Below are 25,590 nucleotides of genomic sequence, written 5' to 3'. Positions count from 1 at the left end.
AAACTGGTCAAAGGACCAGTTTTTTTATTTCAAATATTTATTGAACCAATTGGTTATTTCTTCTAATCTTCTAATTCTATGTTTTGGTTTTCCAGATCTACTTAGCTCGTGATTTTCTCCTCTAAACATACATAGTCTTGAGTCAACACCATGATATTTTAAAGAAGTAAACATTTGTATACCCTCTGGTAGCCAACATCTATAGTCTTCTTCTGAATGGATGAACAAAGTAGGGGTCACTACCTTATCTGCATATTTCATAGGGGAGTGGAACCATAGTTTTTCCACATCAGACCAAGGCGTAGCAGCCTGTTGATCCTCTACAAAATAGTATCCAATATCTGTAGTTCCAAACTTTGAGATCCAGTTGGATATAGATCTTTGAGAAGCAGCAGCTTTAAATCTATTTGTATGACCTATTATCCAATTGGTCATGAATCCTCCATAGGAGCCACCAGTTACGCCAACTCTTTCACTATCTATAAAAGGATATCTTTCAAGTACTAAATCTGTAAATTTCATTATATCATCATAATCTATGGTGCCATATTTTCCTCTTATATCAGCAAATTCATTACCTTTACCATCGCTACCCCTTGGATTGCAGAAGAATACAGCATAACCTTCATTAGCCCAATATTGCATTTCGTGATAGAATACTTCACCATAAGCAGTTTTTGGACCTCCGTGGATATCTAGTATTGCAGGATATTTATTACCTTCCTTAAAATCTACAGGTTTCATTACCCAACCATCTATTGTAAGGCCGTCTACTTCAAAGCTTAGGTATTCAGGCTTAGAAAGTTTTCTCTCATTCATAATCCATTCATTGAAGTGGGTAAGTTGGATTTCTTCCTTTCCTTCTAGGCTATATAGTTCTTGCAGTTTAAGTCCTCTAAGTCCAATAAATTTGATTTTTCCATCAAGGACATCAAAACCATCAATGGATCCTTTGCTTTCAATTAGCTTCTCCATATTTCCAGATTTATCTATTCTGTTGATATAAGAGCTATATCCCTCTGTAGTTACAAAATACAAGTATTCTCCATCAATTATTCTAGATCTACTAGCACCATATCTACAGTCAGATCCTATGGAGCTATACATGCTATAATCAAAATCATCTCTAGTTATTTTAAGAGGATTTGTACCATCTAAATCCATTAAGTATAGATGTGAGTTTTCATTTATACCATAAGATTTCATATCATTCCCAGAAAAAAGTATTTTGTCCCCAAAGAAATCTGCAGAGGAGTAGCTAAAAATATCTTCATGGGTTAATTTTTCTAATTTATTTTCTTTAATATTATAGAGATGCAAATCGGAGTTAAGTTGCATTTTATCCATAAAAGAAGTAGCAGTAATGATTACTAAGGATTTATCCTTATTTAGCTTAAATCCATCTACATAAGTAAATACATCTGTAATAGGAGTAGCTTTTTTGTCTTCTAAATTATATATATATAATCTATTCCTTTTTTTGTTTGTGAATCCTCCACCATTTATCCAAAATGGAATCTCATCAATGACCTCGTAATCCTTGTTTTCTTTCATTTCCTTCATTACTTTTGCTTTTTCCTCATCAGATAATCCTTCCAAATTTGGACGATTAAGGTCAAAGGATGCTGTAATTAAAAGATTATTATCATCAAGTATTTCTAGGGAGCTAACATTAAATGGAATTTCAAAGGATTTATTAGCTTCGCCACCATTTATATTAATTTCATAGTAAGTGGTGAATTCTTCTTGATTTTCTTTTCTTTCTTTGTCCTTTTTAGTCCTTACGGCAGGAAAAAGAATTGTATTATCATCTTTCCACATAAAGGATCTTTCTTCATCTAAGGATGTTAATTTAAATTCTGATTTCTTTTCTTCATCATAGATATAGATATTCGATAAATATTTATTCTCATCTAAATCTATTTGGTGTAGTACAAAAGCTGTATTCTTTCCTGTAGGGGATAGTTTAACTCCAGACAGAAATTTGAATTTCGTAAAATCATCTAACCTTAAATTCTCCACAAGCATCCCTCCAATAAATTCTTTAGTGTATCTAATTTTATTATATACTATTTATAAATAAAAGTAAAAAAATGTAACCAGTTTGGTTACATTTTTATTCAAAGCTATCTTGGTCAGTGACTAAATCAGTCACATGGGATATAATATCGTGAAGCTGTGCTTCATCTAGATTTATTGTGTCGATTGCCATAGGAGAAAGGTTATAGGCTAGTCCATCTAGTCCAAGGCCTACACCCATCATCATAGTTATAGCATCTGCAATATGAACTATTGAGACTAAGAGGGGGTTAATAGTTGCCAATTCAGGAGTATGGTGATGTCCAATGGCATCTACTAATGACTCAGGGAGATTCCATTTTTCAGCTACTTTTTCACCAATCTCTGCATGGTTAAAGCCAAAAACTTCTCTCTCCGCATCTAAAAAAGATACATTATCTTCTTCAACTCTTGTCAATACTTGAGAATACTCTTTTTCCATATGTTGATTTAATATTGTTTTTCCGATATCACGAAGGAGTCCAGCAACATAAGCTTCTTCTGGATTAGTATATTTTACCTTCTTTGCAATAAGTCTAGAAACAATGGCACATGTCTGAGATTGAGTCCAGAGTTCGTTTTTCTCTAGAGAATATCCCTTTAATTCATCTGATAGATATGTTCTCACAGTGGAAGCCAATGCAAGACTTTTTATAGCCTGAAAGCCAAGAAGAACTGCAGCTCGAGATATAGTTGAAATATTTCTCGCATATCCATAGTAAGCTGAGTTAGCCAGACGCAAAATTTTAGTAGTTAAAACTTGATCTTGTAGTATTGCTTTTTCCATATCTTGAATTGTAGAGTTTGGATCGTCGGTTAAAGCTATTATTTCATTTATAATCTGCGGTAAAACTTTCATATCATCAACTTTAGATACAATATACTCTATATTAAGTTTTGTCATAGTAATCGCTCCTATCTAGAAGTAGCTTTTATATAATTATACCCAAATTTTCAAACTTATCATATAGACATAATTACCTACTTTCTTTTAAAGGATTTTAGCTCTACAACTCTACACTCATTATCATTCTTATTTTTTGATTCTAAGAAATTCAGAACCATATTCCCAAGGGAAGTTTTTATTATTTCATAGTTTGGATACAGATTACATTTGATAATTCCTAGATACTGTAAATATATATAGTATGCAAAGAATAATCTTGGTTGACTTGAGAATGCTGGCAAGATTGTACTTATTTCATAACTAATATTTTCATTTAAAGAAGATAATAGTTTTGCTAAATCATTTTTCATAGTATCAAGCATAGGCATATGTTTGATACTTGAGATTTCAGCTATAAAATCATTACTCCAAATAAATTCAAAAAACAAAGTATATTTATCTTCATCTCTTAATCTTAAATAATTGGACCCCTTTTTAGCAACAGATAATGTATTATTCTGAATTGAAAGTAGGCCTAATCGCAGTGAAAATTTATAAAACATATGGATAATAGGGAAATCTACTTGATTTGGTGATTTCTTATCTACAAAACTACCAAACTCCAATATATCATTTAATTCTATTAGGTTTTTTCTTTTAATATATTTATTTTTCTCAGTTAAATCTAAGGGCCTGTCCAATAGATATAGTATAAATTTATCATAATCCATTATAAGAGATACGGCATCTTCATTAAAGTAGTTTGAGACTATATTAGATAAATCACGATTAATTGTAAAGGGAGATTTAACTAATTTTATTTGATTCATTAACTCAAATCTGTTCTTGCTAATATCCAGTAGCTTATTATATACATCTTTGTACTTATGATTCTTGTTGCTTAAGAATCCTAAATATTTTTTCAAAGTAGAAATATAGGCATTTAAATCCTCTTGAGATATAATAAACCCTTCTTTAATCCCTTCCCTAAAGAAGGAGTCAAAATCCACTTGATCGATATCGTATAATGTCAAGTTTTCATCTATCAAATAGTATTCAAAGAAATCCATTAAATTTGAAACATACTTTCTAACTGAGGCCCTTGGCGTTTTTAATTGAAGGTAAGCTTCAAACTCATCTAATTCATCATAAAGAGTTGAAGTAACATCTTCTTCTGTTTCCATTGCTTCATAAACACAATTTGTATAGATTTTATACAAGTTTGCGCTATATTTCTTTAGATAATCTTTTAAAGTAAGCATTGGAAACTCAAACCTTATATGATTGAAGTCAACAAAAGCCTCTTCAATAAACATGGATTTTAATGAAGAAGGTAAATAACTAATATCTCCTATAAAAGTTACATGTCCCAATAAATTCCCTATTCTTGCAAATATAATATCTCCCTCAGATACTGAAGATAATAGCTCTGGATCCCAAATAGTATAGTTTTCATTTTGAAGCAAATCTAAGACAATAATAGACTCTCCGTTGATATCTAAAATTTCAAAGAGAGATATATTTGATTTGTTTTTTTCAATTAGTATTTCTGCTTCTTCAGTAGTTAGTTCAGGAGACTTTTCTTCAAGAAACTTTTCTATGAATGTTTTACCATCTTTTCCTACAAAGTCAATGCTTATCCATACATTAAATGCTAATCTATAAGTGTGTTCACCGAAATCAGGATAAACAAAATCAAGTTTATCTAATAATGTTTCATCTTGTATTACACTAGATATATATTTTAGCAACTTTTCAGTTGCAGACATTTCAATTTTTTGTATTTTATTATAATTCAATGTTTGCATAACTCCCCCCAAAATTTTATAACAATAACTCGTTTAGCAAATTATATTATATACCATTTTACAACTCAATGTACAATAGAAAAAACAAAAATCATAATTATAATTATAATGACAAAAATGCTGTCAAATATTGGAAATGCTTGATTCCCATTGACAGAATATATTTAATATTGTAAAATTTAATACATTATATATGGATTTAGCAATTTTAATCCCAATATATATTATACTCACATAAGAAAGAAGGGCTACAAAATGACAAGAAGGGTATTATTAATTAGTTTAAGCTTAATAATGGTATTTAGCCTAGTTGCATGTACTGCATCACCTACACCTGGTGATGTTGACGAGTCGAAGATTCATATTGGTATTGTAACAGGTACAGTATCACAAGGAGAAGATGAGCTTCGAGGTGCTGAAGCTATGATTGAAAAGTATGGGGATGCTGATAACGGCGGTATGATAAAACATGTCACCTATCCAGATAACTTCATGCAAGAGGCAGAAACTACAATTGCACAAATTGTTGGGCTATCAGATGATCCTAATATGAAAGCGATTGTTGTAAATCAAGCAGTTCCGGGAACTGTAGCTGCATTTAAAGAGATTCGTGAAAGAAGACCAGATATATTACTTTTAGCCAACTCTTCACAAGAAGATGTGGCAATGGTTGAAGCTGCAGCTGATTTAGTTGTAGACCCAGATAATATTAACCGTGGATATTTGATGATATTGGCTGCTAAGAAGATGGGTGCAGAAACATTTGTACACATATCCTTCCCAAGACATATGAGTATTGAGCTATTATCTGCAAGAAGAAATATAATGGAAGAGGCAAGTAAAGATTTAGGAATTAAATTTGCTTCTGAGACAGCCCCAGATCCAATGAGCGATGTTGGTGTACCAGGAGCACAACAATTCATATTAGAACAGATGCCTGCATGGGTTGATAAATATGGAAAGAATACAGCCTTCTTCGCTACTAATGATGCTCAAACAGAGCCACTATTAAAGAGAGTTGCAGAACTAGGAGCAATATTTGTTGAGCCAGACTTACCTTCACCAATAATGGGATATCCAGGAGCTTTTGGTATTGACTTAAAGGAAGAAGCAGGTGATTGGCCAGCGATCCTTAAAAAGGTTGAAGCTGCTGTAGTTGAAGCAGGTGGTAGTGGAAGAATGGGTACATGGGCGTTCTCCTACGGATATACTGCTACTCAAGGTTTAGTTGAATATGGTAAGCAAGTAGCAGAGGGAACTATGGAAAAAGATAATTTAGAAGATGTTTTAGAAGCTTTCACTATGTATACTCCAGGTGCTAAATGGAATGGATCATTGTACTATGATAAAGCTAGTAAAGAAGATATAAAAAACCATATAATGGTATATCAAGATACCTATGTATTTGGACAGGGTTATATAGGAAATGCAGATGAAGAAGTACCAGAAAAATATAAAGATATAAAATAATTTAATACAATGGAACGGTCTATTTAGACCGTTCCATATGTGTTATTGACTAAGAGGTGAATTATGTCTACAACAAATGTATTACTAAAAGTAGCAAATGTAGGGAAAAGTTATAATGAGAATGTGGTTTTGAAAGATATAAGTTTTACTTTAGAAAAGGGTAAGATATTGGGCTTAGTTGGAGAGAATGGTGCAGGAAAATCTACACTAATGAATATCCTGTTTGGGATGAATGTAATAGTGGAAACTGGTGGTTATGAAGGTGAAATTTATTTTGATGGAAAAAAGATTGATTTCAAAAACCCAGTAAATGCACTAAATGCAGGAATTGGCATGGTACATCAAGAGTTTTCTCTTATACCTGGATTTACCGTAGCTGAAAATATTTTATTAAATATGGAGAAGACTAAAAGTAGCTTTATTTCAAAGATATTTGGAAAACGACTTGAAACAATAGATAGGGTGGAGATTAGTAAAAACGCCCAGGATGTCATAGATGTACTAGGTGTTTCTTTAGACACAGAAACCTTAGTATCAGAAATACCTGTAGGATATAAACAATTTATTGAGATTGCTCGTGAGATTAAGCGTGATCAGGTTAAAATGATAATATTAGATGAACCTACTGCTGTACTTACAGAATCTGAGGCAGATATACTTCTTGAATCCATGAAAAAACTATCTGATATGGGTGTTTCAATTATATTTATATCCCATAGACTTCGTGAGATAACATCAGTTTGCGATACCATGGTTGTTCTTAGAGATGGAAATGTTGTAGTTGAAAGACCTACTGAGGGTGTTGATATTAGGCAAATAGCTAAATGGATGGTTGGTAGGGATATCGAAGAGAAAAAAGAGCAAGAAGTGAGAGTATCTAAGATAGATGAAAAGGATATTATACTTGAAAGCAAAAACCTTTGGGTTGATATGCCCGGAGAGGTAATCAGGAATGCATCTATAAAGATTCGTAAAGGTGAAATCTTAGGCATAGGCGGACTTGCTGGGCAAGGGAAATTAGGATTTCCCAATGGTATTATGGGACTTTTTGCGTCTGGTGGTGAAGTATTCTTTGAAAATGAACCTCTTCCACTTAATAATACCTTGGAGGTATTAAAAAGAGGAATATCCTTTGTATCAGAAGATAGAAGGGGAGTAGGGCTTTTACTGGATGAACCAATTGACTGGAATATTGCATTTAATGCAATGCAAACTCAAGATAGGTTTTTAAAGAGTTATTTAGGAGGCCTTTTCACTTTTAGGGATGATAAATCCATGAGGGAATGTGCTCAAGAATATATAGAGCAGTTGAAAATAAAATGTACCAGTGAAAAACAATTAGCCCGTAATCTATCAGGAGGTAACCAGCAAAAGGTTTGTCTTGCAAAGGCCTTTGCAACAAAGCCTAAGTTATTATTTGTATCTGAGCCCACCCGTGGTATAGATGTAGGTGCTAAGGAATTGGTTTTAAATGCACTTAGAAAGTATAATGAGGAATATAATACAACCATAGTTATTATTTCATCTGAATTAGAAGAGTTACGATCCATAAGTGATAGGATTGCTATTGTTTGTGAAGGTGAAATATATGGGATTTTGCCACCAGATACTGAGATAACTGAGTTTGGACTATTGATGTCTGGAGAATATAAGGTCAATGAAGAGGGTGAGAAAATATGGTTGCGATAAATAGGTTTATCAGAAATTTTGGTTGGCCCCGCATTATAATAGCATTATTCTTACTGGCTTTGTTTATTGCTGCACCCATTTTTGGAGTTAGGGTTGACACATCCTTAAACGATGTTATAGTCCGTTTCGGAATGAATGCTATTATGGTTCTTTCCATGGTTCCAATGATTCAATCTGGATGTGGATTAAACTTCGGGATACCAGTAGGTTTAATAGCTGGAATGTTTGGTGCTGTTGTGAGTTTAGAATTTGGTTTCGTGGGTTTTCCTGGCATAGCAATAGCATTTTTAGTAGGTATATTTTTTGCTGCAATATTTGGATTTCTCTACGGTTTATTACTAAATCGTGTTAAGGGGGATGAAATGATTATTGCAACATATGTAGGGTTTTCATTTGTATTTTTTATGAATATAATGTGGACCATATTACCTTTCAAAAACCCTGCATCTGTACAAGGATTTAAAGGTGAAGGACTGCGTACTACTATTAGTCTTGATCAATATTGGATTCATCAACTGAGTGGGCTATGGAAGATAAAGGTTACAGAGTACTTTACAATTCCTACAGGGATGATTTTGCTTTTTGCTATTGTAGCATTGTTCGTTTGGGGATTTTTCAAAACCAAAACTGGAACTGCAATTACAGCAGTAGGGTCTAACCCTGACTATGCAAGGGCATCAGGGATTAATATTGATAGAATGCGTATAATATCTGTTATGCTCTCGACTATGATTGCAGCAGTTGGAATGATTGTTTATGAGCAGAGTTTTGGATTTATTCAAATGTATAATTCTCCATTGGCATTTGCATTCCCATCAGTTGCAGCTGTACTTCTTGGAGGTGCCTCCGTTAACAAAGCTACTATAATGAATGTTATAATTGGTACATTTTTATTCCAAGGGATTTTAACTATGACTCCTTCAGTTATTAATAGTGCAATTAATATTGATGTTTCTGAAGTTATTAGAATAATTGTCACTAATGGATTAATAGTATATGCACTGACTAGAGGAAAGGGAGGTAAAGAATGATGAAAGATAAAAATAAAATGGGAAAGATACTTACAAGTAGTGTTGTACCATTAATGTTTTTAGTAATTAGTATTATAGCTATTCCTCTTTCTAGGTTTTCCAGCATTTACTTAATAGATCAGGTAATAACAAGATTGGTTAGAAACTCATTTCTAGTTTTAGCATTGTTACTTCCTGTAATGGCAGGTATGGGTATTAACTTTGGTATGGTTTTAGGTGCTATGGCAGGTCAGATTGGCTTGATCTTCATTACTGATTGGGGAATTGAAGGAGCATTAGGATTGACTATTGCTGCTGTTATTGCAACACCTATTGCCATAGTTCTTGGATATTTTGGAGGTAGAGTATTAAATAGGGCTAAGGGTAGAGAGATGATCACTTCCATGATGTTAGGGCTTTTTATCTCAGGGATATATCAGTTTTTCCTTTTGTATCTATTTGGTAATATAATTCCATTTAAAAATGAAAAGATACTATTATCTAGAGGTTATGGTATTCGTAATGCATTGGATTTAGGTGTTGCAAAAGGATTCGACAATTTGCTTTTGTTAAAGATAGGTAATGTAAAAATTCCTGTGGGAACATTTTTGATTATTGGAGCAATCTGCATTTTTACAATATGGTTCAAAAAGACTAAATTAGGTCAGGATATGCGGGCCGTAGGTCAAGATATGCATGTTTCCAACTCTGCAGGTATTGCTGTTGAAAAAACTCGTATTCAATCGATTATAATATCAACGGTTCTTGCTAGTTATGGACAAATAATTTATTTGCAAAATATTGGAACTTTAAACACATATAATGGAGCGGATCAAGCAGCTCTTTTCGCTGCCGCATCTCTATTGGTAGGTGGTGCATCAGTTGCTAAGGCTACTATTCCCAATGCACTTATCGGTACAGTATTGTTCCATTTAATGTTTTTAGTAATGCCAGCAGCAGGTAAATATGTCACAGGTCAAGCCATGATTGGTGAATACTTCCGTATGTTTTTCTCATATGGTGTTGTAACATTAGCTTTAATTCTTCATTCATGGAAACGACAAAAAGATAAGGAATTGGATAGGATGAGCCTTCGGATAGATGCTCAGCAATCAAAACCTAAATAAGATAAAAAAGATGAGGATTAAGTATCCTCATCTTTTCAATTCTGTTTATTTTTTTCAATTATAAACCTGATATTCCTTATTTTATTACTTCATGTTTAAATAATTTATCTATTAATCATGGGAAAAATTTGATATTATTAAATTAGGTAATATTAGAATAGGAGGGAAGATATGTTAAAATTTCAAGATTATAGGTATGAGAGACCAGATTTAAGTAAGATTACGGATCAGTTTAATGAACTTCTACAAAAATTTAGTGAATCTAAGAGATTTGAGGATCAGAATAATGTAATGGAGGAAATCAACAAGATAAGGAATTATATAGATACCATGGGAACTTTAGTCAGTATTAGACATTCAATAAATACAGGAGATGAATTTTATGTAGCTGAAAATGATTTTATAGATGAAAATAGACCTAAATTTGAAAATTTGGTTTCTAAATTCTATAAAGAACTTATCAACTCCAAGTTTAGGGATGAATTGGAGGAAGCTTGGGGCAAACAGGTATTTACCCTTGCAGAATTACAACTCCAAACATTTTCTGAAGAAATAATTGAAGATCTAATTAAGGAAAATAAGCTAATAACAGAATATGATAAATTAGTGGCTTCAGCTAAGATTCCTTTTGAAGGTGAAATAAGGAACTTAAGCCAAATGAGACCATTTGCAGAATCAAAAGATAGAGATATAAGAAAGGCAGCAGCAGAAGCTACTAGTGGATTTTTCAAATCAAATGAAGCTGAGTTTGACAGAATCTATGATGAATTAGTAAAAGTAAGGGACAAAATGGCTAAGACTTTAGGATTTGTCAACTATGTAGAGATGGCATATAAGAAACTTGGCAGATCTGATTATGATTCAAACATGGTGGCTAATTATAGAAAACAAGTATATACAGACTTAGTTCCATTAGTTGCAGAATCCATGGATAGGCAAAGGAAGAGACTAGGCCTAAAAGAATTAAAATATTATGATGAGCCTCTAGAGTATTTAACTGGCAATGCTACTCCTAAGGGAGACCCAGATTGGATCCTGGAGAATGGAAAGAAGATGTATAGAGAACTTTCTAAGGAAACTAATGAGTTCTTTACCTTTATGGTAGAAAGAGAATTATTAGATTTAGTAAGTAAAAAGGGGAAAATGGCAGGTGGATACTGCACTATAATGCCAGAATATAAATCACCGTTTATATTCTCAAACTTCAATGGGACTTCTGGAGATGTGGATGTACTAACCCATGAAGCAGGTCATGCTTTTCAAGTATATTTAAGTAGAGATTTGAAACTACCAGAATACTTTTTCCCAACCTATGAAGCTTGTGAAATTCATTCTATGAGTATGGAGTTTATTACATGGCCATGGATGGAACTTTTCTTCCAAGATGAGGTGGATAAATACAAGTTTAGTCATTTATCAGGAGCGGTAAACTTTATACCTTATGGTGTTACAGTAGATGAATTCCAACATTATATATATGAGAACCCAACCGCTACTCCTGAGGAAAGAAAGTTAAAATGGAGAGAAATAGAAAAGAAATATCTTCCTTTTAGAGACTATGAAGGCAATGACTTCCTTGAAAAAGGTGGATATTGGTTTAGACAGGGACACATATTTTCTAGTCCATTCTATTATATAGATTACACTCTTGCTCAAGTATGTGCATTTCAATTTTGGATTAAATCCAGAGAAGATAGGGAAAGTGCTTGGGAAGACTATATACGCATTTGTAAGGTTGGAGGAAAGTTTCCTTTCCTTGAACTAGTTAAACTAGCTAAATTAGATAATCCATTTGTAGATGGAACAATAAAGAAAGTAGTAGAGCCTATTAAAGATTGGCTAGATAATGTAGACGATAGAAAATTTTAATTGAATTTTAAAAAAACTTGTGTATATATACACAAGTTTTTTTGCCTTTAACCAATAAATTCTTTTATTTCTAGTAGATTGTCTAAAGCTTGTGTCAAATGATAATTATATACAATATCTATATCCTCTTTAACTAGTTCCTCATTAATTGGTATAGGCTTATTGAATAATTCTTCCAATAATTCTTGGTTTCTTTTAGTCAGGAAGGGAGATTTGTTTATTTCTGACAGTAAAGATATATTATTTTCTATGGATTCTATTTTAGATAAGATTCTATTGTAAGAAGTAGAATCCTGCTTTTTCGTCAGGTTAAGATGTATATCTTTGCTAAGAGCTTCATAGCTCTCAGTTAATAATACAGTGTCTGTTCTAAATTCTTTCAGACTTACATCCTCTATTTTCCATATTAAATTATTGATTATATCTTTACTTTCAATATAGAGTATTTCTATAGAATCCATTATTCTTTCTTCCATATTAGGAGCAGAAACAAAGTAGTTTATAATCATTCCCACTATAATGCCTATGAATGTATCAATTATTCTAAAAAGAGAATAGGATAGTTTTACATCCATTTCAGGATTTAAAGCAATACCTACAAATACAATGGCTGATAATTGCAAAGCTTTATTCCAGTCTAATAAATGGCAAATGTGAATTACAATACTAACACCCAGGCCTATGAATATAGGATTTTCTGGAAATGCCAAGGAAAATATCAAACCAACAATAGCACCTATAAAAGTACCCAACATACGATTTTTTCCTGCAATTAAGGACTCAGAAACTGATGATTGCATAGATGCAATTGCCCCTATAGCTGCAAATATGGGGCTTTTAGATTTAAATATAATACAAAGTATAAGGCTTATTGCAACTGCCAAGCCAGTTTTTATAGTTCTCATGCCCATCTTTAATTTTATACTTTTTTTCAAGAGGCATCCCCTTTCTAATATCGATATAGTTATTATACCCACAAAATATAACTAAGACAACAAAACATATTTTTAAAAAAATGTAATATCCAAAAAATTACAATCACATCATTAAAGAATAATAGATAATAGTCGATAAATTATGTAGAACTAGATTGAAGGGGGATAGCACTATGCAACTTGATGGAATAGGAAGTAGTACAATGATAAATTCTTCAAATAGCAGTAATATTAGTCATCTAAGTTCAACTGAAAGTAAACCAAGGTTTGAGACAAGAACAATACCAAACCGAGAAAGAAATGATGGGGAACAAAGATATGTAGAGGAAAAGCGTTTTTCAGAAGGAGAAGTTATTGATATAATTGAAAAAGCAAACAAAGATTTTGTTGTTTACGACAGAAGATTCGAGTTTTCCATACATGAAAAAACTAAGGAAATAATGGTAAAGGTAATTGATACAACTAACGGTGAGGTAATTAGAGAACTACCTCCAGAAAAAGTACTTGATATGGTTGCAGCAATTTGGGAAGTTGTTGGAATCATAGTAGATAAAAAGATATAGGTGGTGATTTTATGAGTAATATGAGAGTTTCAGGAATGTATTCAGGTATGGATACTGATGCTATGGTTCAAAGCTTGATGAAGGTTGAAAGAATGAAGGTTGACAGATTCGAACAATCTAAGCAAGTAGCATTATGGAGACAAGAGGGATACAATAGTGTCAACAAACTATATGCAAACTTTATATTGAACACTAAAAAGGATATAGGGTTGAAGACAAGTAGCAGTACAGGATCACTGTTTGATACATCTTATACTAATCTTAGTTATGTAAGAAAAGCAACATCATCAAATGAAGCAGCAGCTACTATATCATCTACATCTAAAGCTGTTAATGGAAGTTTTAGTATTGAGGTTAAGGAATTGGCAAAGGGTGCTAGTTTTACCAGCGCTAAATTGGATGAAAATGCTTTAGTAGGTATTAAACATATGGAATTTAATTTAACTTCAGATAATATTAAAATTGAAGTGGGAAGCACAGTTGGAACAACTGATATAACCATGGATGATGTAGTTAAGTCTATAAATGCAAAGACAGAAGAAACAGGAGTAACTGCTTTTTATGATAAGACTAATGGCAGATTATTTATGCAAACTACAGAAACTGGAAAAGATGCATATATTGGATTAACAGCTGTAACTGGAAATGCTGCTAGTGTGCAATTCATCAATAAACTTAAAAACAATATAAAAGAACAGAATTCAGCAGGTGAAGGGCATACAGGAGCTATTTATAGTTTGGGCAAGGATTCAAAAATTTCGTTTAATGGTGTAGATTTAACTTATTCATCTAATAACTTTACTTTAAATGGGTTAAACATCGAAGCTAAATCAATAGGCACTACAAATATCAATGTCTCCACAAATGTAGATGGCATAATGGAGAAAATTGAAAAGCTTGTAAGTGATTATAATGCTTTAATAGATGCATCATCCTTGCTTTTGAATGAAAAAAAATATAGTAGTTATCATCCTCTATCTGCAGAAGAAAAGAGTGCTATGAAAGACGATGATGTTAAGCTATGGACAGAAAAAGCTAAGTCAGGCTTGTTAAATAATGATGAGACTATTAATAGAACACTGCAATCCATGAGAAATGATTTATATAAGACTTTGGAAGGTGTAGATGAAAAATATAATCATATTACGAAAATAGGAATATCCACTGAATCCTATGCTAGAGGATCTGCTGGTGGAAAACTCCAAATAGATACTGAAAAGCTTAGAAAAGCCATCGAAGAAGATCCTGAGGGAGTAATGGAGCTATTATTTAAGGATGGTAGCTACGATGCAGATGGAAAGGAAATACTAGGAGATGCTAAAAATAGTTCTAAGGGTATCTTCACAAGGGTATATGACGATTTAATAACTGGAATGAAATCCATTATAGATAAATCAGGTCCAGGAAGTGACTCAGATTTGCTTAGATCTGTAAAGTCTAATATGCTTTTAGATTTTGTAACTAAAAAATCAAGTATCTCCGATATAGATAAATCCATAGCAGAGATGAATCAAAAAATAGATAATTTGAATATTTTATTTGCAAAGAAAGAAGAATCATATTATGCTAAATTTACACAGATGGAAAAATATATGCAGCAGATGAGTAGTCAAAGTGGTTGGTTATCACAACAATTCGGCTAAAAAATAAGGAGAGAAAAAGATGAATTATCAGGCTCTAAATCAATACAAGCAAAATACTGTTCTTACAGCGACGCCTGAAGAACTAACACTTATGTTGTATGAAGGTGCAATTAAGTTTATGAATATTGGGAAATATAGTATAGAAAACAAGAATTACGAAAAGACCCACTCTTCATTAATGAGGGCTCAAGATATTATTACAGAATTAAGTTATTCCCTAGACATGAATTATGAAATATCCAAAGAGCTTAGAGGCTTGTATGATTTTGTATTGTCTAAGTTAGTAGATGCTAATATTAAAAAAGATATAAATGCTATAGATGAAGCACTTGTAATAGTAAATGATATGAGAGACACATGGAAAGAAGTCATAAAGCAAATTAAACAAAAAGTTTATCAGGCTAAGTAGGTGTTTAAATGACAGTTACTAATATTAATAAAGTTATATTATTATCAAAGGATAAGAAGAAACTACTAACTGATCTTTTAAAGCTGACAAAAAAACAAAAAGATTTGATAGACAATGATAATTTGGATGATTTGGGAATAGTATTAGAAGACAAAGAAAATATAATGAACAAGGTTGATATCATAGATAAAGATTTCTTGGGATTATATAATACTATTAAATCAGAGGAAGGTATAGATAGTTTTGACAAAATCGATGTAAGAAAATTTGATAATGTTAAAACATTAAAAGATATTGTAGAAGATGTAAACAATATTCTTAATGAGATATCAGCCTTAGATAATGAAAATACTAGGAAAATGAAATCCAATATAGACAAGATAAAATTAGATATAAAACAAGTAAAAGAAGGAAAAAAAGCATATAAGGGATATAACTATGAATCTTCAGTAAGTATGCTTATAGATGAAAAAAAGTAGAAAGAGTTTTCTTTCTACTTTTTCTTTTTCTGAGTAACATATCCACAATAAAGATCATATTGCCCACAATGAAAATTGTATTATTTACAGTTCTCCACAGGTTTATACACATTATCCACAGGAATTTAATTAACAATCCACAATTTTAAGCCCTAATTATTCCAAATAAGATAAATTAATATATGTTATTATAATAGATTTAAGGGTAATATATATACAAATAGTATAAGCAATTAAGCTTATATGAAAGGAGCTGGGTTTATGAAATTGAATTTTACTGGAAAAAATATGGAGATTACAGATGCACTAAGGGATGTAACACAGAAAAAGATAGGAAAACTAGATAAATATTTCCAGAAAGATATTGAAGGTAATGTCACTTTCAGTTCAGAGAAGAATAGAAAAATAATTGAGGTAACCATAAACCTACCTGGAACTATTATTAGAGCTGAAGAATCAACAGATGATATGTATGTTTCAATTGACAAGGCAGTTGATGTATTGGAAAGGCAAATCAGGAAATATAAAACAAGATTACAAAACAGATATAAAAACAGTGAAACTATTAGGTTTGAAAATGTTGCACCACTGACACCAGAGGAAGAAGCAGATAGACCTAAATTAGTAAAAAAGAAAAGATTCAGCATAAAACCAATGTCATCAGAGGAAGCAATACTACAAATGGAATTACTTAGACACAATTTCTTTGTATTTATGGATGCTAATAATGAAGATGTAAGCATAGTATATAAAAGAAAAGATGGAAATTATGGATTGATTGAACCAGAGATTTAATATTAAAATCATAAAGCGGATTCCTAGGAATCCGTTTTTAAATTTATTAGATTTTTTGATATAGCCCTATATTTGTAGGTAAGAGTTTTATTTAGTTGAAAGGAGTTTAATTAAATGATAAAATGATAAAATAGGAATAGATAGAAGTTTGAAAGGTGGTTAATTCATGGCAGGTTTATTTGATAAGATATTTGGCTCCTATAGTGATAGAGAGTTAAAGAAGATTACACCTCTAGTAGACAAAATAGAATCTCTAGATGAACAGATGAAAAGCTTAACTGATCAGCAGCTCAAGGAAATGACTTTACAATTTAAGAATAGATTAAATCAAGGAGAAAATCTTGATGACATTTTACCAGAAGCTTTTGCAGTAGTTAGAGAAGCGTCAGATAGAGTCCTTGGCAAGAAACATTATAGAGTTCAATTATTTGGTGGGATAATACTTCATCAAGGTAGAATCGCAGAGATGAAGACTGGTGAGGGTAAGACTTTAATGGCTACCTTAGCAGCATATTTAAATGCTTTAACAGGTAAAGGTGTTCATATTGTTACAGTAAATGATTACTTAGCTAAAAGGGATAAGGAGTGGATGGGTAAAATCTACGAATTTCTAGGGCTTACAGTTGGTTGTATTGTACATGGTATTACTAATGCTGAAAGAAAAGCAGCTTATAATTGTGATATTACTTATGGTACAAATAATGAATATGGATTTGACTACCTTAGGGATAATATGGTCATATACAAGGAAGAGATGGTTCAAAGACCTCTTTATTTTTCCATAGTTGACGAAGTGGATAGTATATTAGTAGATGAGGCTAGGACTCCATTGATTATTTCTGGTACGGGTGACAAATCTACTAAACTTTATGAAGTGGCTGATAATTTTGTAAGGTCTCTTAGTAGTAGAATAATAGATCCAAAGGAAGATAAAACAGATCCCTTTAATAGGGAAATAAAAGAAGAAACAGTAGATTTCTTAATAGATGAAAAAGCAAAATCTTGTTCTCTTACTGAAAATGGTACTGCTAAGGCAGAATCCTTCTTTGGTATAGAGAATTTATCGGATATGGAAAATATGGAAATAGCTCATCATGTGAATCAAGCCCTAAAGGCTAGATCCATAATGAAAAGAGATATTGATTATGTAGTCAATGATGGAGAAGTAATTATTGTAGATGAATTTACAGGAAGACTAATGTATGGAAGAAGATATAGTGATGGACTTCACCAAGCCATAGAAGCTAAGGAAAAGATGAATGTAAAATCTGAGTCTAAGACTTTAGCTACTATTACATTCCAAAACTATTTTAGAATGTATATGAAGCTTTCTGGTATGACAGGAACTGCTAAGACTGAGGAATCAGAATTTAGAGAGATATATAATATGGATGTAGTAGAAATACCTACTAACAAGCCAATAATTAGAGATGACTTAGCCGATAGTGTATATCGTAATGAAAATGCTAAATTTAAGGCAGTAGTCAATGAAATAAAAGAAAGACATAGTACAGGTCAGCCAGTATTAGTGGGTACTATATCAATTGAAAAGTCTGAGGCTCTTTCAAAACTACTTAAGAAGGAAGGAATTCCTCACGAAGTATTAAATGCAAAACAGCATAGTAGAGAGGCAGAAATTGTAGCTCAAGCTGGTAGATATAATGCCGTGACTATTGCCACAAATATGGCAGGTAGAGGTACAGATATTGTATTAGGAGGAAATCCAGAGTTTATTGCTAAACTGGAGATGCAGAAGAAAGGTTATCCAGATGAAGTATTAGCCCTTGTGGATAGTTTTTTTGATACAGATAGTGAAGAAGTCATGGAAGCAAGGAAAGTATATAAGGAATTACATGATAAATATAAATTAGAAACTGATGAAAATAATAAAAAGGTCCTAGCAGCAGGTGGACTTCACATAATTGGTACAGAAAGACATGAATCTAGGCGTATAGATAATCAGCTTAGAGGTCGTTCCGGTAGACAAGGAGACCCTGGTTCTACAAGGTTCTACATTGGGCTAGACGATGATTTAATGAGGCTATTTGGTGGTGAAAGGATGCAAAACCTAATTGATACCTTAAAAATGCCAGAAGATGAACCATTAGAGCATTCAATTTTAACAAAGACCATAGAAAATGCCCAAAAGAAGGTAGAAGGGAATAACTTTGGAATTAGAAAACATGTATTGAAATATGATGATGTAATGAATAAGCAAAGGGAAGTAATCTATGGTGAGAGAAGAAAAGTATTAGAAGGTGAAAATCTAAGATCCTATATTCAAGATATGACAAAATCTCTAATAGGAGAGAATGTTGAGATATTTACTAGACAAAGTAAGTTCCCAGAAGAGTGGGATATTGAAGGATTAGAAAATGCCATGGTTAATCTTTTAAATATAAAGAAAGGCTTCTTAAAATTTGATGATATTGAAAGTCTGACTAAAGAAATCCTTACTGACAGGATTATTGAAGCTGCTGAGGCAAAATATAAAGCTAAGGAAGAAGAATTTGGTGAAGAAAGATTTAGAGAAGTGGAAAGGGTAGTTCTACTTCAAGTAGTAGATAGTAAGTGGATGGACCATATAGATGCTATGGATCAGTTTAGACAGGGTATTGGACTAAGGGCTTATGGTCAAGAGGATCCAGTTCGTGCATATCAAAGAGAGGGTTTTGATATGTTTGATGAAATGACTCATAGTATTTGGGAAGATACTGTAAAATACTTATATCAAGTGGAAAACCCAGATAAGATTCAAAGGAAAAGAGTAGCAGAACCATTAGCTACAAATGCAGATGAAATAACTAAAACCATAGTGAATAAGGAGAAAAAAGTAGGCAGAAATGACCCTTGTCCATGTGGTAGTGGTAAGAAATATAAGAAATGCTGCGGGCAGGAGTGATTAAGTGGAAGATATTTATTTAGATAAGGAAAAACTTCATGAAATAAGAGTTATGGTGGAAGAATTGGGTGTTTCACTTTGACATAGAAGGTCTTAGGGAAGATGTAGTTCATTTTGAAAGACAATCCTATGAAGAAGATTTTTGGAAAGATGTAGATAAAGCCCAAAAAGTAATGCAAGAAATTAAAGCTCTAAAAAATCAAATCAAAGAATACGATGATTTAATTAGTGGAATAGAAGATTTAGAAGCTTTAATGGATTTAGTATTAGAAGAAGAAGCCTATGATATGTATAAAGAGATAGAAGAAGGACTTAAAAAGATTACTATTACTGCAGATGATTTTAAACTAAGTACTTTGTTATCAGGAGAGTTTGATAAAAACAACGCTATTCTTTCCATACATTCTGGTGCAGGAGGATTGGAGGCTCAAGATTGGGCTGAAATGCTTCTTAGACTTTATAGAAGATGGTCAGACCAAAGAGCTTTTCAAGTAGAGACTCTAGACCTTATAGCTGATACTGAAGGTGGAATAAAAGCTGTAACATTATTAATTAAAGGGTATAATGCCTATGGATATTTAAAATCGGAAAAAGGTGTGCACAGACTCGTTCGTATTTCACCCTTTGATTCTGCAGGGAAAAGGCATACTTCCTTTGCTAGTATAGATGTATATCCAGAGCTAGATGATAATGATAATATAGAAATAAATCCATCAGATTTAAAAATAGACACCTATAGATCAGGTGGAGCTGGAGGTCAGCATGTCAACACTACGGACTCCGCAGTGAGGATTACACATTTGCCTACTGGAGTAGTAGTGCAATGTCAAAATGAAAGATCCCAGCTGAGTAATAGACAAACAGCTATGAATATGTTAAAAGCCAAATTAGTTCAAATAAAAGAAGAAGAGCAAAAAGAAAAGATTGAGGACTTACAAGGCAGCTATAGTCAAATAGGGTGGGGATCTCAAATTAGATCCTATGTTTTTCATCCATATAGCATGGTAAAAGATCATAGAACCAATGCTGAAGTAGGGGATGTATATGGAGTAATGGATGGGGATATAGACATATTTATAAACGAATACCTAAAGCAAAAAGCCCTTTCATAAAAAAAGGGCTTTTTTGAGATATGGAATAAAGGAAATTAATCAGAAGGGAAGATGAAAATGGATATTTTAAAAGTACTTACGGAGGAATTTAAACTAAAACCTTCTCAAGTTAAGAACACTGTAGAGCTATTAGATGAAGGGAATACTATTCCATTTATAGCTAGGTATAGGAAGGAGCAAACTGGAGAGCTGCAGGATATTGTTATTAGGGATCTATCCAATAGGCTAACTTACCTAAGAAATCTAGAAGCTAGAAAAGAAGAAGTTATTAGGCTAATAGATGAACAAGGCAAGTTGACGGAGGAATTAAGAAAGGAAATCCTAGAGTCACAAACCCTTCAAAGAATTGATGACCTATATAGACCATTTAGACCAAAGAGAAGGACTAGAGCAACTATTGCAAAGGAAAAGGGCTTAGAGCCTCTAGCTGAAGTAATCTTGAATCAATCCTTAGATAAAGAAGAATTCAATAAATTTCTACTTAGTTTTATAGACGAGGAAAAAGGCGTAAATAATGAAGAAGAAGCATTAGCGGGTGCTATGGATATAATCGCTGAAATTGTATCTGATGACCCAGATAATAGGGATATGGCCAGAAAGATTGTTTTTGATAAAGGAATTATCCTTGTAGTGGCAGTAGATAAAGAAGAAAAAACAGTATATGAGATGTACTATGATTACAAGGAGCCAATAAAGACCATAGCAAATCATAGAGTCTTGGCAATAAATCGTGGAGAGAAGGATAAGAAATTAAAGGTATCCTTTGATGTACAAGATGAAGAAATCGTCAATAGATTAGGATATAGGCTAATAAAAGATAAAAATCATTTTACTGCATTCTATCTTGAAAAATCAGTTGAGGACAGCTATAAGAGACTTTTATTTCCTTCCATAGAGAGGGAAGTAAGAAATAATTTAACAGAAAGAGCTGAAGAAGAGGCTATTAAGGTTTTTGCTATTAATTTAAATCCATTGCTTATGCAACCACCTATTAAAGGTAAAAATGTAATGGCAATAGATCCAGGTTTTAGAACAGGATGTAAAGTAGCTGTTGTGGATGAAACAGGAAAGGTACTAGATTATACAACAGTATATCCTACAGAACCTCAAAATAAGGTGGAAGCAACAAAAGTCAAATTAAAGGAATTTATCAATAAATATGATGTGAATATAATCTCCATTGGAAATGGTACAGCTTCTAGAGAAACTGAAATGGTAGTAGCTGAAATGCTAAAGGAAATAGATAAGGAAATATCCTATATAATCGTAAGTGAATCAGGAGCATCTATTTATTCTGCGTCAGAAGTAGGTATAAAAGAATTTCCAGATTTAGATGTTACCATAAGAGGAGCAGTATCCATTGGAAGAAGGCTTCAGGACCCTCTGGCGGAGCTTGTAAAGATAGAACCAAGACATATTGGTGTAGGTCAATACCAACATGATTTAAACCAAGGAAAGCTAGATGAAGCCCTTACAGGAGTAGTAGAGGATTGTGTAAATACTGTGGGAGTAGATTTAAATACTGCATCTCCATCATTGTTGAAATATGTGTCGGGAATATCTACAAAGGTTGCAAATAGTATAATCAGTGCTAGGGAAGAAAAGGGTAAGTTTGCAAATAGGAAAGAATTACTTAAGGTAAAGGGTCTTGGAGAAAAGACTTATATCCAATGTGCAGGATTTTTGCGTATTCCAGGTGGGAATAATCCTTTAGATAATACTGGAGTTCATCCCGAGTCCTATGAGGTTGCAGAAAAATTATTGAAAATGGATTATACTACAGTAGATATGGAAAAAATATCTGATGAATTAGATGTAGGAGTCCCAACATTGCAAGATATCATCAAAGAGCTGGAGAAACCTGGGAGAGACCCTAGAGACGAGATGCCAAAGCCTATTTTAAGACAAGATGTACTTAAGATAGAAGATTTACAGCCAGAGATGGTATTAAATGGTACCATAAGGAATGTAGTAGACTTTGGTGCCTTTGTAGATATAGGAGTTAAAGAAGATGGCTTAGTTCATATATCTCACCTTTCAGAAAAATTTGTAAAACATCCAAAAGATGTAGTTAAGGTTGGAGATATTGTTAAAGTAAAGATACTAGAAGTAAATCTTGAAAAAGGCAGAATTTCCTTAACTATGAAGGGTATTTAAATAACTAGTTGATGAATTGTAAAATAAATTATATAATATTGTTTAGAGTAACGAAATAAAAGGAGGCTATTAAATGATATTCATTAAAAACGGAAGAATATACACTATGGCAGGAGAAGTAATTGAGAATGGTTCAATCTTAATAAAAGAGGGTAAAATAGTAGAAGTAGGAAAAGATATTATAGCGCCACTTGATGCAAAGGTAATAGATGCAGAAGGTAGAATGGTGACTCCTGGATTTATTGATGCTCATTGTCATCTAGGTATGTGGGAAGAAGGCATAGGATTTGAAGGTAGTGATGGAAATGAAATGACAGATCCTGTTACTCCTCAATTAAGAGCTATTGACGCTATAAACCCAATGGATATTTCCTTTGAAGAAGCATATCAGGGTGGAGTAACTACAGCTGTAACAGGACCTGGTAGTGCAAATGTAATAGGCGGAACTTTTGTAGCTATAAAGACCTATGGAAATAGAGTAGACGATATGATTATAAAAGATCCTGTTGCTATGAAAATTGCCTTTGGAGAAAATCCAAAGAGAGTATATGATGCTCAAAAGAAATCACCTATGACAAGAATGGCTACTGCTTCAATCCTTAGAGATACATTATTTAAGGCAAAGACTTATTTAGAAAAGAAGGAAAGAGCAGAAGATGCTTCAAAAATGCCTGATTATGATATGAAAATGGAAGCAATGATACCTGTACTTAAAAAGGAAATTCCATTGAAAGCTCATGCTCATAGGGCAGATGATATATTTACAGCTTTAAGAATCGCTAAGGAATTTGACCTTGATATAACCTTAGACCATTGTACAGAAGGACATTTAATTGCTGACCAATTGGTTCAAGAAGGTAAAGCTGCCTTAGTAGGACCAACATTTGGAAATAGATCTAAATTTGAATTACAGAATAAATCCTTTGATACTCCAAGAGTATTGAATGAAGCTGGAGTTAAAATAGCAATAATTACAGACTCTCCAGTAATTCCGCTACAACATCTATCTCTATGTGCAGGATTAGCTCACAGTGCTGGGCTTCCTGAAATGGACGCATTGAAGGCTATTACAATAAATGCAGCTGAAATAGTTGGATTACAAGATAGAATAGGTAGTATAGAAGTAGGGAAAGATGCAGATATCGTAATATTTGATGGCAATCCACTAAAAGATGTGGATGCTAAAACTTATGTAACAATAATTGATGGAAAGGTTGCCTATAAAAGATAGTGAGGTGTTTTCATGAAATTAGGCTTAATTGTTAATCCTATTGCAGGTATGGGTGGAAGAGTAGGGTTAAAGGGTACAGATGGTGCTGAAGTTTTAGAAAAAGCCAGAAGCCTAGGGGCAGTTCCAGAGTCCCCTGGAAAAGCACTGAAGGCCTTGGAAATATTGTTGCCTCTGAAAGATGAATTACAAATATACACTTATCCAGGAAAAATGGGAGAGGAAGAGGCTATTGGCCTAGGCTTTAATCCTATAGTTTTTGAGGAAGGAAAGACTAGCTTTGGACCTGAAGATACAGAGGAAGCTGCAAGAATAATGGTTGAGATGGGCGTAGATCTAATACTTTTTGCTGGTGGTGATGGTACAGCTAGAAATATTTACAATGCAATCGGTACTCAAGTGCCAGTCATAGGAATACCTGCAGGAGTTAAAATCCACTCAGCAGTATATGCAAGTCATCCTAAGGCAGCAGGGCAAATAGCATTTAAATATTTACAAGATGAACATATAGAAACAAAAGAAGCAGAGGTAATGGATATAGATGAAGAAGCCTTTAGGGAAGGTACTGTTACAGCTAGATTGTTTGGATATATGAGAATACCTTTAGAACCAGAGCTTATCCAAACCACTAAATCTAGTGGGATAGGATCAGAAGAAGAAGCTTTAGATGGAATTTCTGATAGAATTATAGAAGAAATGGAAGAAGAAGCAGATACATTCTATATAATAGGCTCAGGTACATCAACTAGACCTATTATGGAAAAGCTAGGCTTACCTAATACTTTGCTAGGAATAGATATTGTAAAGAATAAAGAGCTAATAGCATCTGATGTAAATGAAAAGAAAATCCTAGATATTATAGGTGATCAGAAGGCAAAGATAGTAGTAACTGTAATTGGTGGTCAAGGCTACATCTTTGGAAGGGGCAATCAGCAAATAAGTGCTGAGGTCATTAAAAAAGTAGGCAAAGATAATGTAAGGATTATTGCTCCAAAGAATAAACTTCTCTCTCTGGAAGGAAGACCACTGTTAGTTGATACCGGTGATGATGAAGTGAATAGTATGTTCAATGGCTATATGAAGGTATTGACAACTTACTATGCAGAGTCAATAGAGAAGGTAGAAGGACTATAATAGTAGATAAAAAAATGGGTGGTACATGTAATGGTGTATCAGCTCATTTTTTATTTTAAATAACTAAGGCGTTCCACCAAATCAGTGGTTTTGGATCCAATCTTGCTATCAGGAGAACAGACACCAATAAATATTTCATTGGATATTAGTTTAAATTCAAAATGATTTTGATTAAAGTGGCCCCCCAACAAGGCGAAGTCTATTTTTCCCTCCCCTGAAATCAATACCACCTGATAATAATTGTCTAAAAACTGGATATGCTACGAAACAGCGGATTGTGTCATGTTTAATTTTTGAGCAGTCTTTGGTATACAAG

At 33.0% G+C, this 25,590-nt stretch carries 19 protein-coding genes; 15 read left to right on the top strand and 4 right to left on the bottom strand.

The features are described 5' to 3' along the window. Positions 1-24: 24 nt before the first annotated feature. From RIN63_RS09850 to RIN63_RS09840, 3 genes are all read right to left on the bottom strand, one after another. Positions 25-2,022, bottom strand: a complete 1,998-nt coding sequence (locus RIN63_RS09850; RefSeq protein WP_310444560.1) for a S9 family peptidase — start codon at positions 2,020-2,022, stop codon at positions 25-27. A 94-nt stretch (positions 2,023-2,116) separates the two neighbouring features. After that, the gene (locus tag RIN63_RS09845; RefSeq protein ID WP_310444559.1) at positions 2,117-2,962 is read right to left on the bottom strand and encodes an HDOD domain-containing protein; all 846 of its coding nucleotides are present in this window, start codon (positions 2,960-2,962) and stop codon (positions 2,117-2,119) included. A gap of 77 nt (positions 2,963-3,039) precedes the next feature. After that, positions 3,040-4,752, bottom strand: a complete 1,713-nt coding sequence (locus RIN63_RS09840) for a site-specific integrase (protein ID WP_310444558.1) — start codon at positions 4,750-4,752, stop codon at positions 3,040-3,042. Between the two features lie 255 nt (positions 4,753-5,007). Between RIN63_RS09840 and RIN63_RS09835 the strand changes: the two genes are divergently transcribed. The 5 genes from RIN63_RS09835 to RIN63_RS09815 all read left to right on the top strand — a co-directional run bounded on the left by RIN63_RS09835 (position 5,008) and on the right by RIN63_RS09815 (position 11,917). Next, positions 5,008-6,222, top strand: coding sequence for a DUF3798 domain-containing protein (locus RIN63_RS09835; RefSeq protein WP_310444557.1), 1,215 nt, complete (start codon positions 5,008-5,010; stop codon positions 6,220-6,222). Between the two features lie 63 nt (positions 6,223-6,285). After that, entirely contained in the window at positions 6,286-7,911 is a 1,626-nt protein-coding gene (locus RIN63_RS09830; RefSeq protein WP_310444556.1) for a sugar ABC transporter ATP-binding protein, read from the top strand. Beyond that, on the top strand, positions 7,899-8,942 hold the full coding sequence (locus RIN63_RS09825; RefSeq protein WP_310444555.1) for an ABC transporter permease subunit: 1,044 nt from the start codon (positions 7,899-7,901) through the stop codon (positions 8,940-8,942). Before RIN63_RS09830 ends, RIN63_RS09825 begins: the two co-directional genes overlap by 13 nt. Beyond that, positions 8,939-10,048, top strand: a complete 1,110-nt coding sequence (locus tag RIN63_RS09820) for an ABC transporter permease subunit (RefSeq protein ID WP_310444554.1) — start codon at positions 8,939-8,941, stop codon at positions 10,046-10,048. Before RIN63_RS09825 ends, RIN63_RS09820 begins: the two co-directional genes overlap by 4 nt. 171 nt (positions 10,049-10,219) lie before the next feature. After that, positions 10,220-11,917 (top strand): M3 family oligoendopeptidase, encoded by a 1,698-nt coding sequence (locus tag RIN63_RS09815; protein ID WP_310444553.1) that lies wholly within the window; start codon positions 10,220-10,222, stop codon positions 11,915-11,917. 47 nt (positions 11,918-11,964) lie between these two features. Here the strand turns inward: RIN63_RS09815 and RIN63_RS09810 are convergent, their stop codons facing one another. Continuing rightward, complete coding sequence (locus RIN63_RS09810; RefSeq protein ID WP_310444552.1) at positions 11,965-12,852, bottom strand: aromatic acid exporter family protein; 888 nt, start codon at positions 12,850-12,852, stop codon at positions 11,965-11,967. A 173-nt stretch (positions 12,853-13,025) separates the two neighbouring features. Between RIN63_RS09810 and RIN63_RS09805 the strand changes: the two genes are divergently transcribed. The 10 genes from RIN63_RS09805 to RIN63_RS09760 all read left to right on the top strand — a co-directional run bounded on the left by RIN63_RS09805 (position 13,026) and on the right by RIN63_RS09760 (position 25,274). Further along, on the top strand, positions 13,026-13,415 hold the full coding sequence (locus RIN63_RS09805; RefSeq protein WP_310444551.1) for a flagellar protein FlaG: 390 nt from the start codon (positions 13,026-13,028) through the stop codon (positions 13,413-13,415). An 11-nt stretch (positions 13,416-13,426) separates the two neighbouring features. Further along, positions 13,427-15,058, top strand: a complete 1,632-nt coding sequence (gene fliD / locus RIN63_RS09800; RefSeq protein WP_310444550.1) for a flagellar filament capping protein FliD — start codon at positions 13,427-13,429, stop codon at positions 15,056-15,058. A 19-nt stretch (positions 15,059-15,077) separates the two neighbouring features. Then, the gene (gene fliS, locus RIN63_RS09795; protein ID WP_310444549.1) at positions 15,078-15,467 is read left to right on the top strand and encodes a flagellar export chaperone FliS; all 390 of its coding nucleotides are present in this window, start codon (positions 15,078-15,080) and stop codon (positions 15,465-15,467) included. 8 nt (positions 15,468-15,475) lie between these two features. Then, positions 15,476-15,946, top strand: a complete 471-nt coding sequence (flgN, locus tag RIN63_RS09790; RefSeq protein WP_310444548.1) for a flagellar export chaperone FlgN — start codon at positions 15,476-15,478, stop codon at positions 15,944-15,946. 261 nt (positions 15,947-16,207) lie between these two features. Next, complete coding sequence (gene hpf / locus RIN63_RS09785; RefSeq protein ID WP_310444547.1) at positions 16,208-16,741, top strand: ribosome hibernation-promoting factor, HPF/YfiA family; 534 nt, start codon at positions 16,208-16,210, stop codon at positions 16,739-16,741. 166 nt (positions 16,742-16,907) lie between these two features. Next, on the top strand, positions 16,908-19,643 hold the full coding sequence (gene secA, locus RIN63_RS09780; protein WP_310444546.1) for a preprotein translocase subunit SecA: 2,736 nt from the start codon (positions 16,908-16,910) through the stop codon (positions 19,641-19,643). Between the two features lie 4 nt (positions 19,644-19,647). Then, positions 19,648-20,755 (top strand): peptide chain release factor 2 gene (gene prfB, locus RIN63_RS09775; RefSeq protein ID WP_399324687.1). Its coding sequence is split into 2 segments (ribosomal slippage): positions 19,648-19,722 and positions 19,724-20,755, totalling 1,107 coding nucleotides; the frame shifts between segments, so codons are not numbered across the junction. A gap of 57 nt (positions 20,756-20,812) precedes the next feature. After that, positions 20,813-22,912 (top strand): Tex family protein, encoded by a 2,100-nt coding sequence (locus RIN63_RS09770; RefSeq protein ID WP_310444545.1) that lies wholly within the window; start codon positions 20,813-20,815, stop codon positions 22,910-22,912. Between the two features lie 73 nt (positions 22,913-22,985). Beyond that, complete coding sequence (locus RIN63_RS09765) at positions 22,986-24,143, top strand: amidohydrolase (RefSeq protein ID WP_310444544.1); 1,158 nt, start codon at positions 22,986-22,988, stop codon at positions 24,141-24,143. 12 nt (positions 24,144-24,155) lie between these two features. Beyond that, positions 24,156-25,274: an ATP-NAD kinase family protein gene (locus RIN63_RS09760; RefSeq protein ID WP_310444542.1), complete on the top strand. Its 1,119-nt coding sequence runs from the start codon at positions 24,156-24,158 to the stop codon at positions 25,272-25,274. Positions 25,275-25,590: the final 316 nt, after the last annotated feature.

The organism is Tissierella sp., assembly GCF_031460495.1.
In the GTDB taxonomy this organism is placed as follows: Bacteria; Bacillota; Clostridia; order Tissierellales; family Tissierellaceae; genus JAVKTS01.
Note: the sequence above shows the minus strand (reverse complement) of the source record. Positions and strands in the feature narration are given on the sequence as shown.

What these genes read in the sequence shown, in the direction of transcription:
- RIN63_RS09815 (WP_310444553.1), top strand. Translation starts at nt 10,220, where the DNA reads ATGTTAAAATTTCAAGATTATAGGTATGAGAGACCAGATTTAAGTAAG.
- RIN63_RS09825 (WP_310444555.1), top strand. Translation starts at nt 7,899, where the DNA reads ATGGTTGCGATAAATAGGTTTATCAGAAATTTTGGTTGGCCCCGCATT.
- RIN63_RS09830 (WP_310444556.1), top strand. Translation starts at nt 6,286, where the DNA reads ATGTCTACAACAAATGTATTACTAAAAGTAGCAAATGTAGGGAAAAGT.
- secA (WP_310444546.1), top strand. Translation starts at nt 16,908, where the DNA reads ATGGCAGGTTTATTTGATAAGATATTTGGCTCCTATAGTGATAGAGAG.
- RIN63_RS09840 (WP_310444558.1), bottom strand. Translation starts at nt 4,752, where the DNA reads ATGCAAACATTGAATTATAATAAAATACAAAAAATTGAAATGTCTGCA.
- hpf (WP_310444547.1), top strand. Translation starts at nt 16,208, where the DNA reads ATGAAATTGAATTTTACTGGAAAAAATATGGAGATTACAGATGCACTA.
- RIN63_RS09765 (WP_310444544.1), top strand. Translation starts at nt 22,986, where the DNA reads ATGATATTCATTAAAAACGGAAGAATATACACTATGGCAGGAGAAGTA.
- RIN63_RS09760 (WP_310444542.1), top strand. Translation starts at nt 24,156, where the DNA reads ATGAAATTAGGCTTAATTGTTAATCCTATTGCAGGTATGGGTGGAAGA.
- fliS (WP_310444549.1), top strand. Translation starts at nt 15,078, where the DNA reads ATGAATTATCAGGCTCTAAATCAATACAAGCAAAATACTGTTCTTACA.
- RIN63_RS09835 (WP_310444557.1), top strand. Translation starts at nt 5,008, where the DNA reads ATGACAAGAAGGGTATTATTAATTAGTTTAAGCTTAATAATGGTATTT.
- RIN63_RS09845 (WP_310444559.1), bottom strand. Translation starts at nt 2,962, where the DNA reads ATGACAAAACTTAATATAGAGTATATTGTATCTAAAGTTGATGATATG.
- RIN63_RS09805 (WP_310444551.1), top strand. Translation starts at nt 13,026, where the DNA reads ATGCAACTTGATGGAATAGGAAGTAGTACAATGATAAATTCTTCAAAT.
- flgN (WP_310444548.1), top strand. Translation starts at nt 15,476, where the DNA reads ATGACAGTTACTAATATTAATAAAGTTATATTATTATCAAAGGATAAG.
- RIN63_RS09770 (WP_310444545.1), top strand. Translation starts at nt 20,813, where the DNA reads ATGGATATTTTAAAAGTACTTACGGAGGAATTTAAACTAAAACCTTCT.
- fliD (WP_310444550.1), top strand. Translation starts at nt 13,427, where the DNA reads ATGAGTAATATGAGAGTTTCAGGAATGTATTCAGGTATGGATACTGAT.
- RIN63_RS09820 (WP_310444554.1), top strand. Translation starts at nt 8,939, where the DNA reads ATGATGAAAGATAAAAATAAAATGGGAAAGATACTTACAAGTAGTGTT.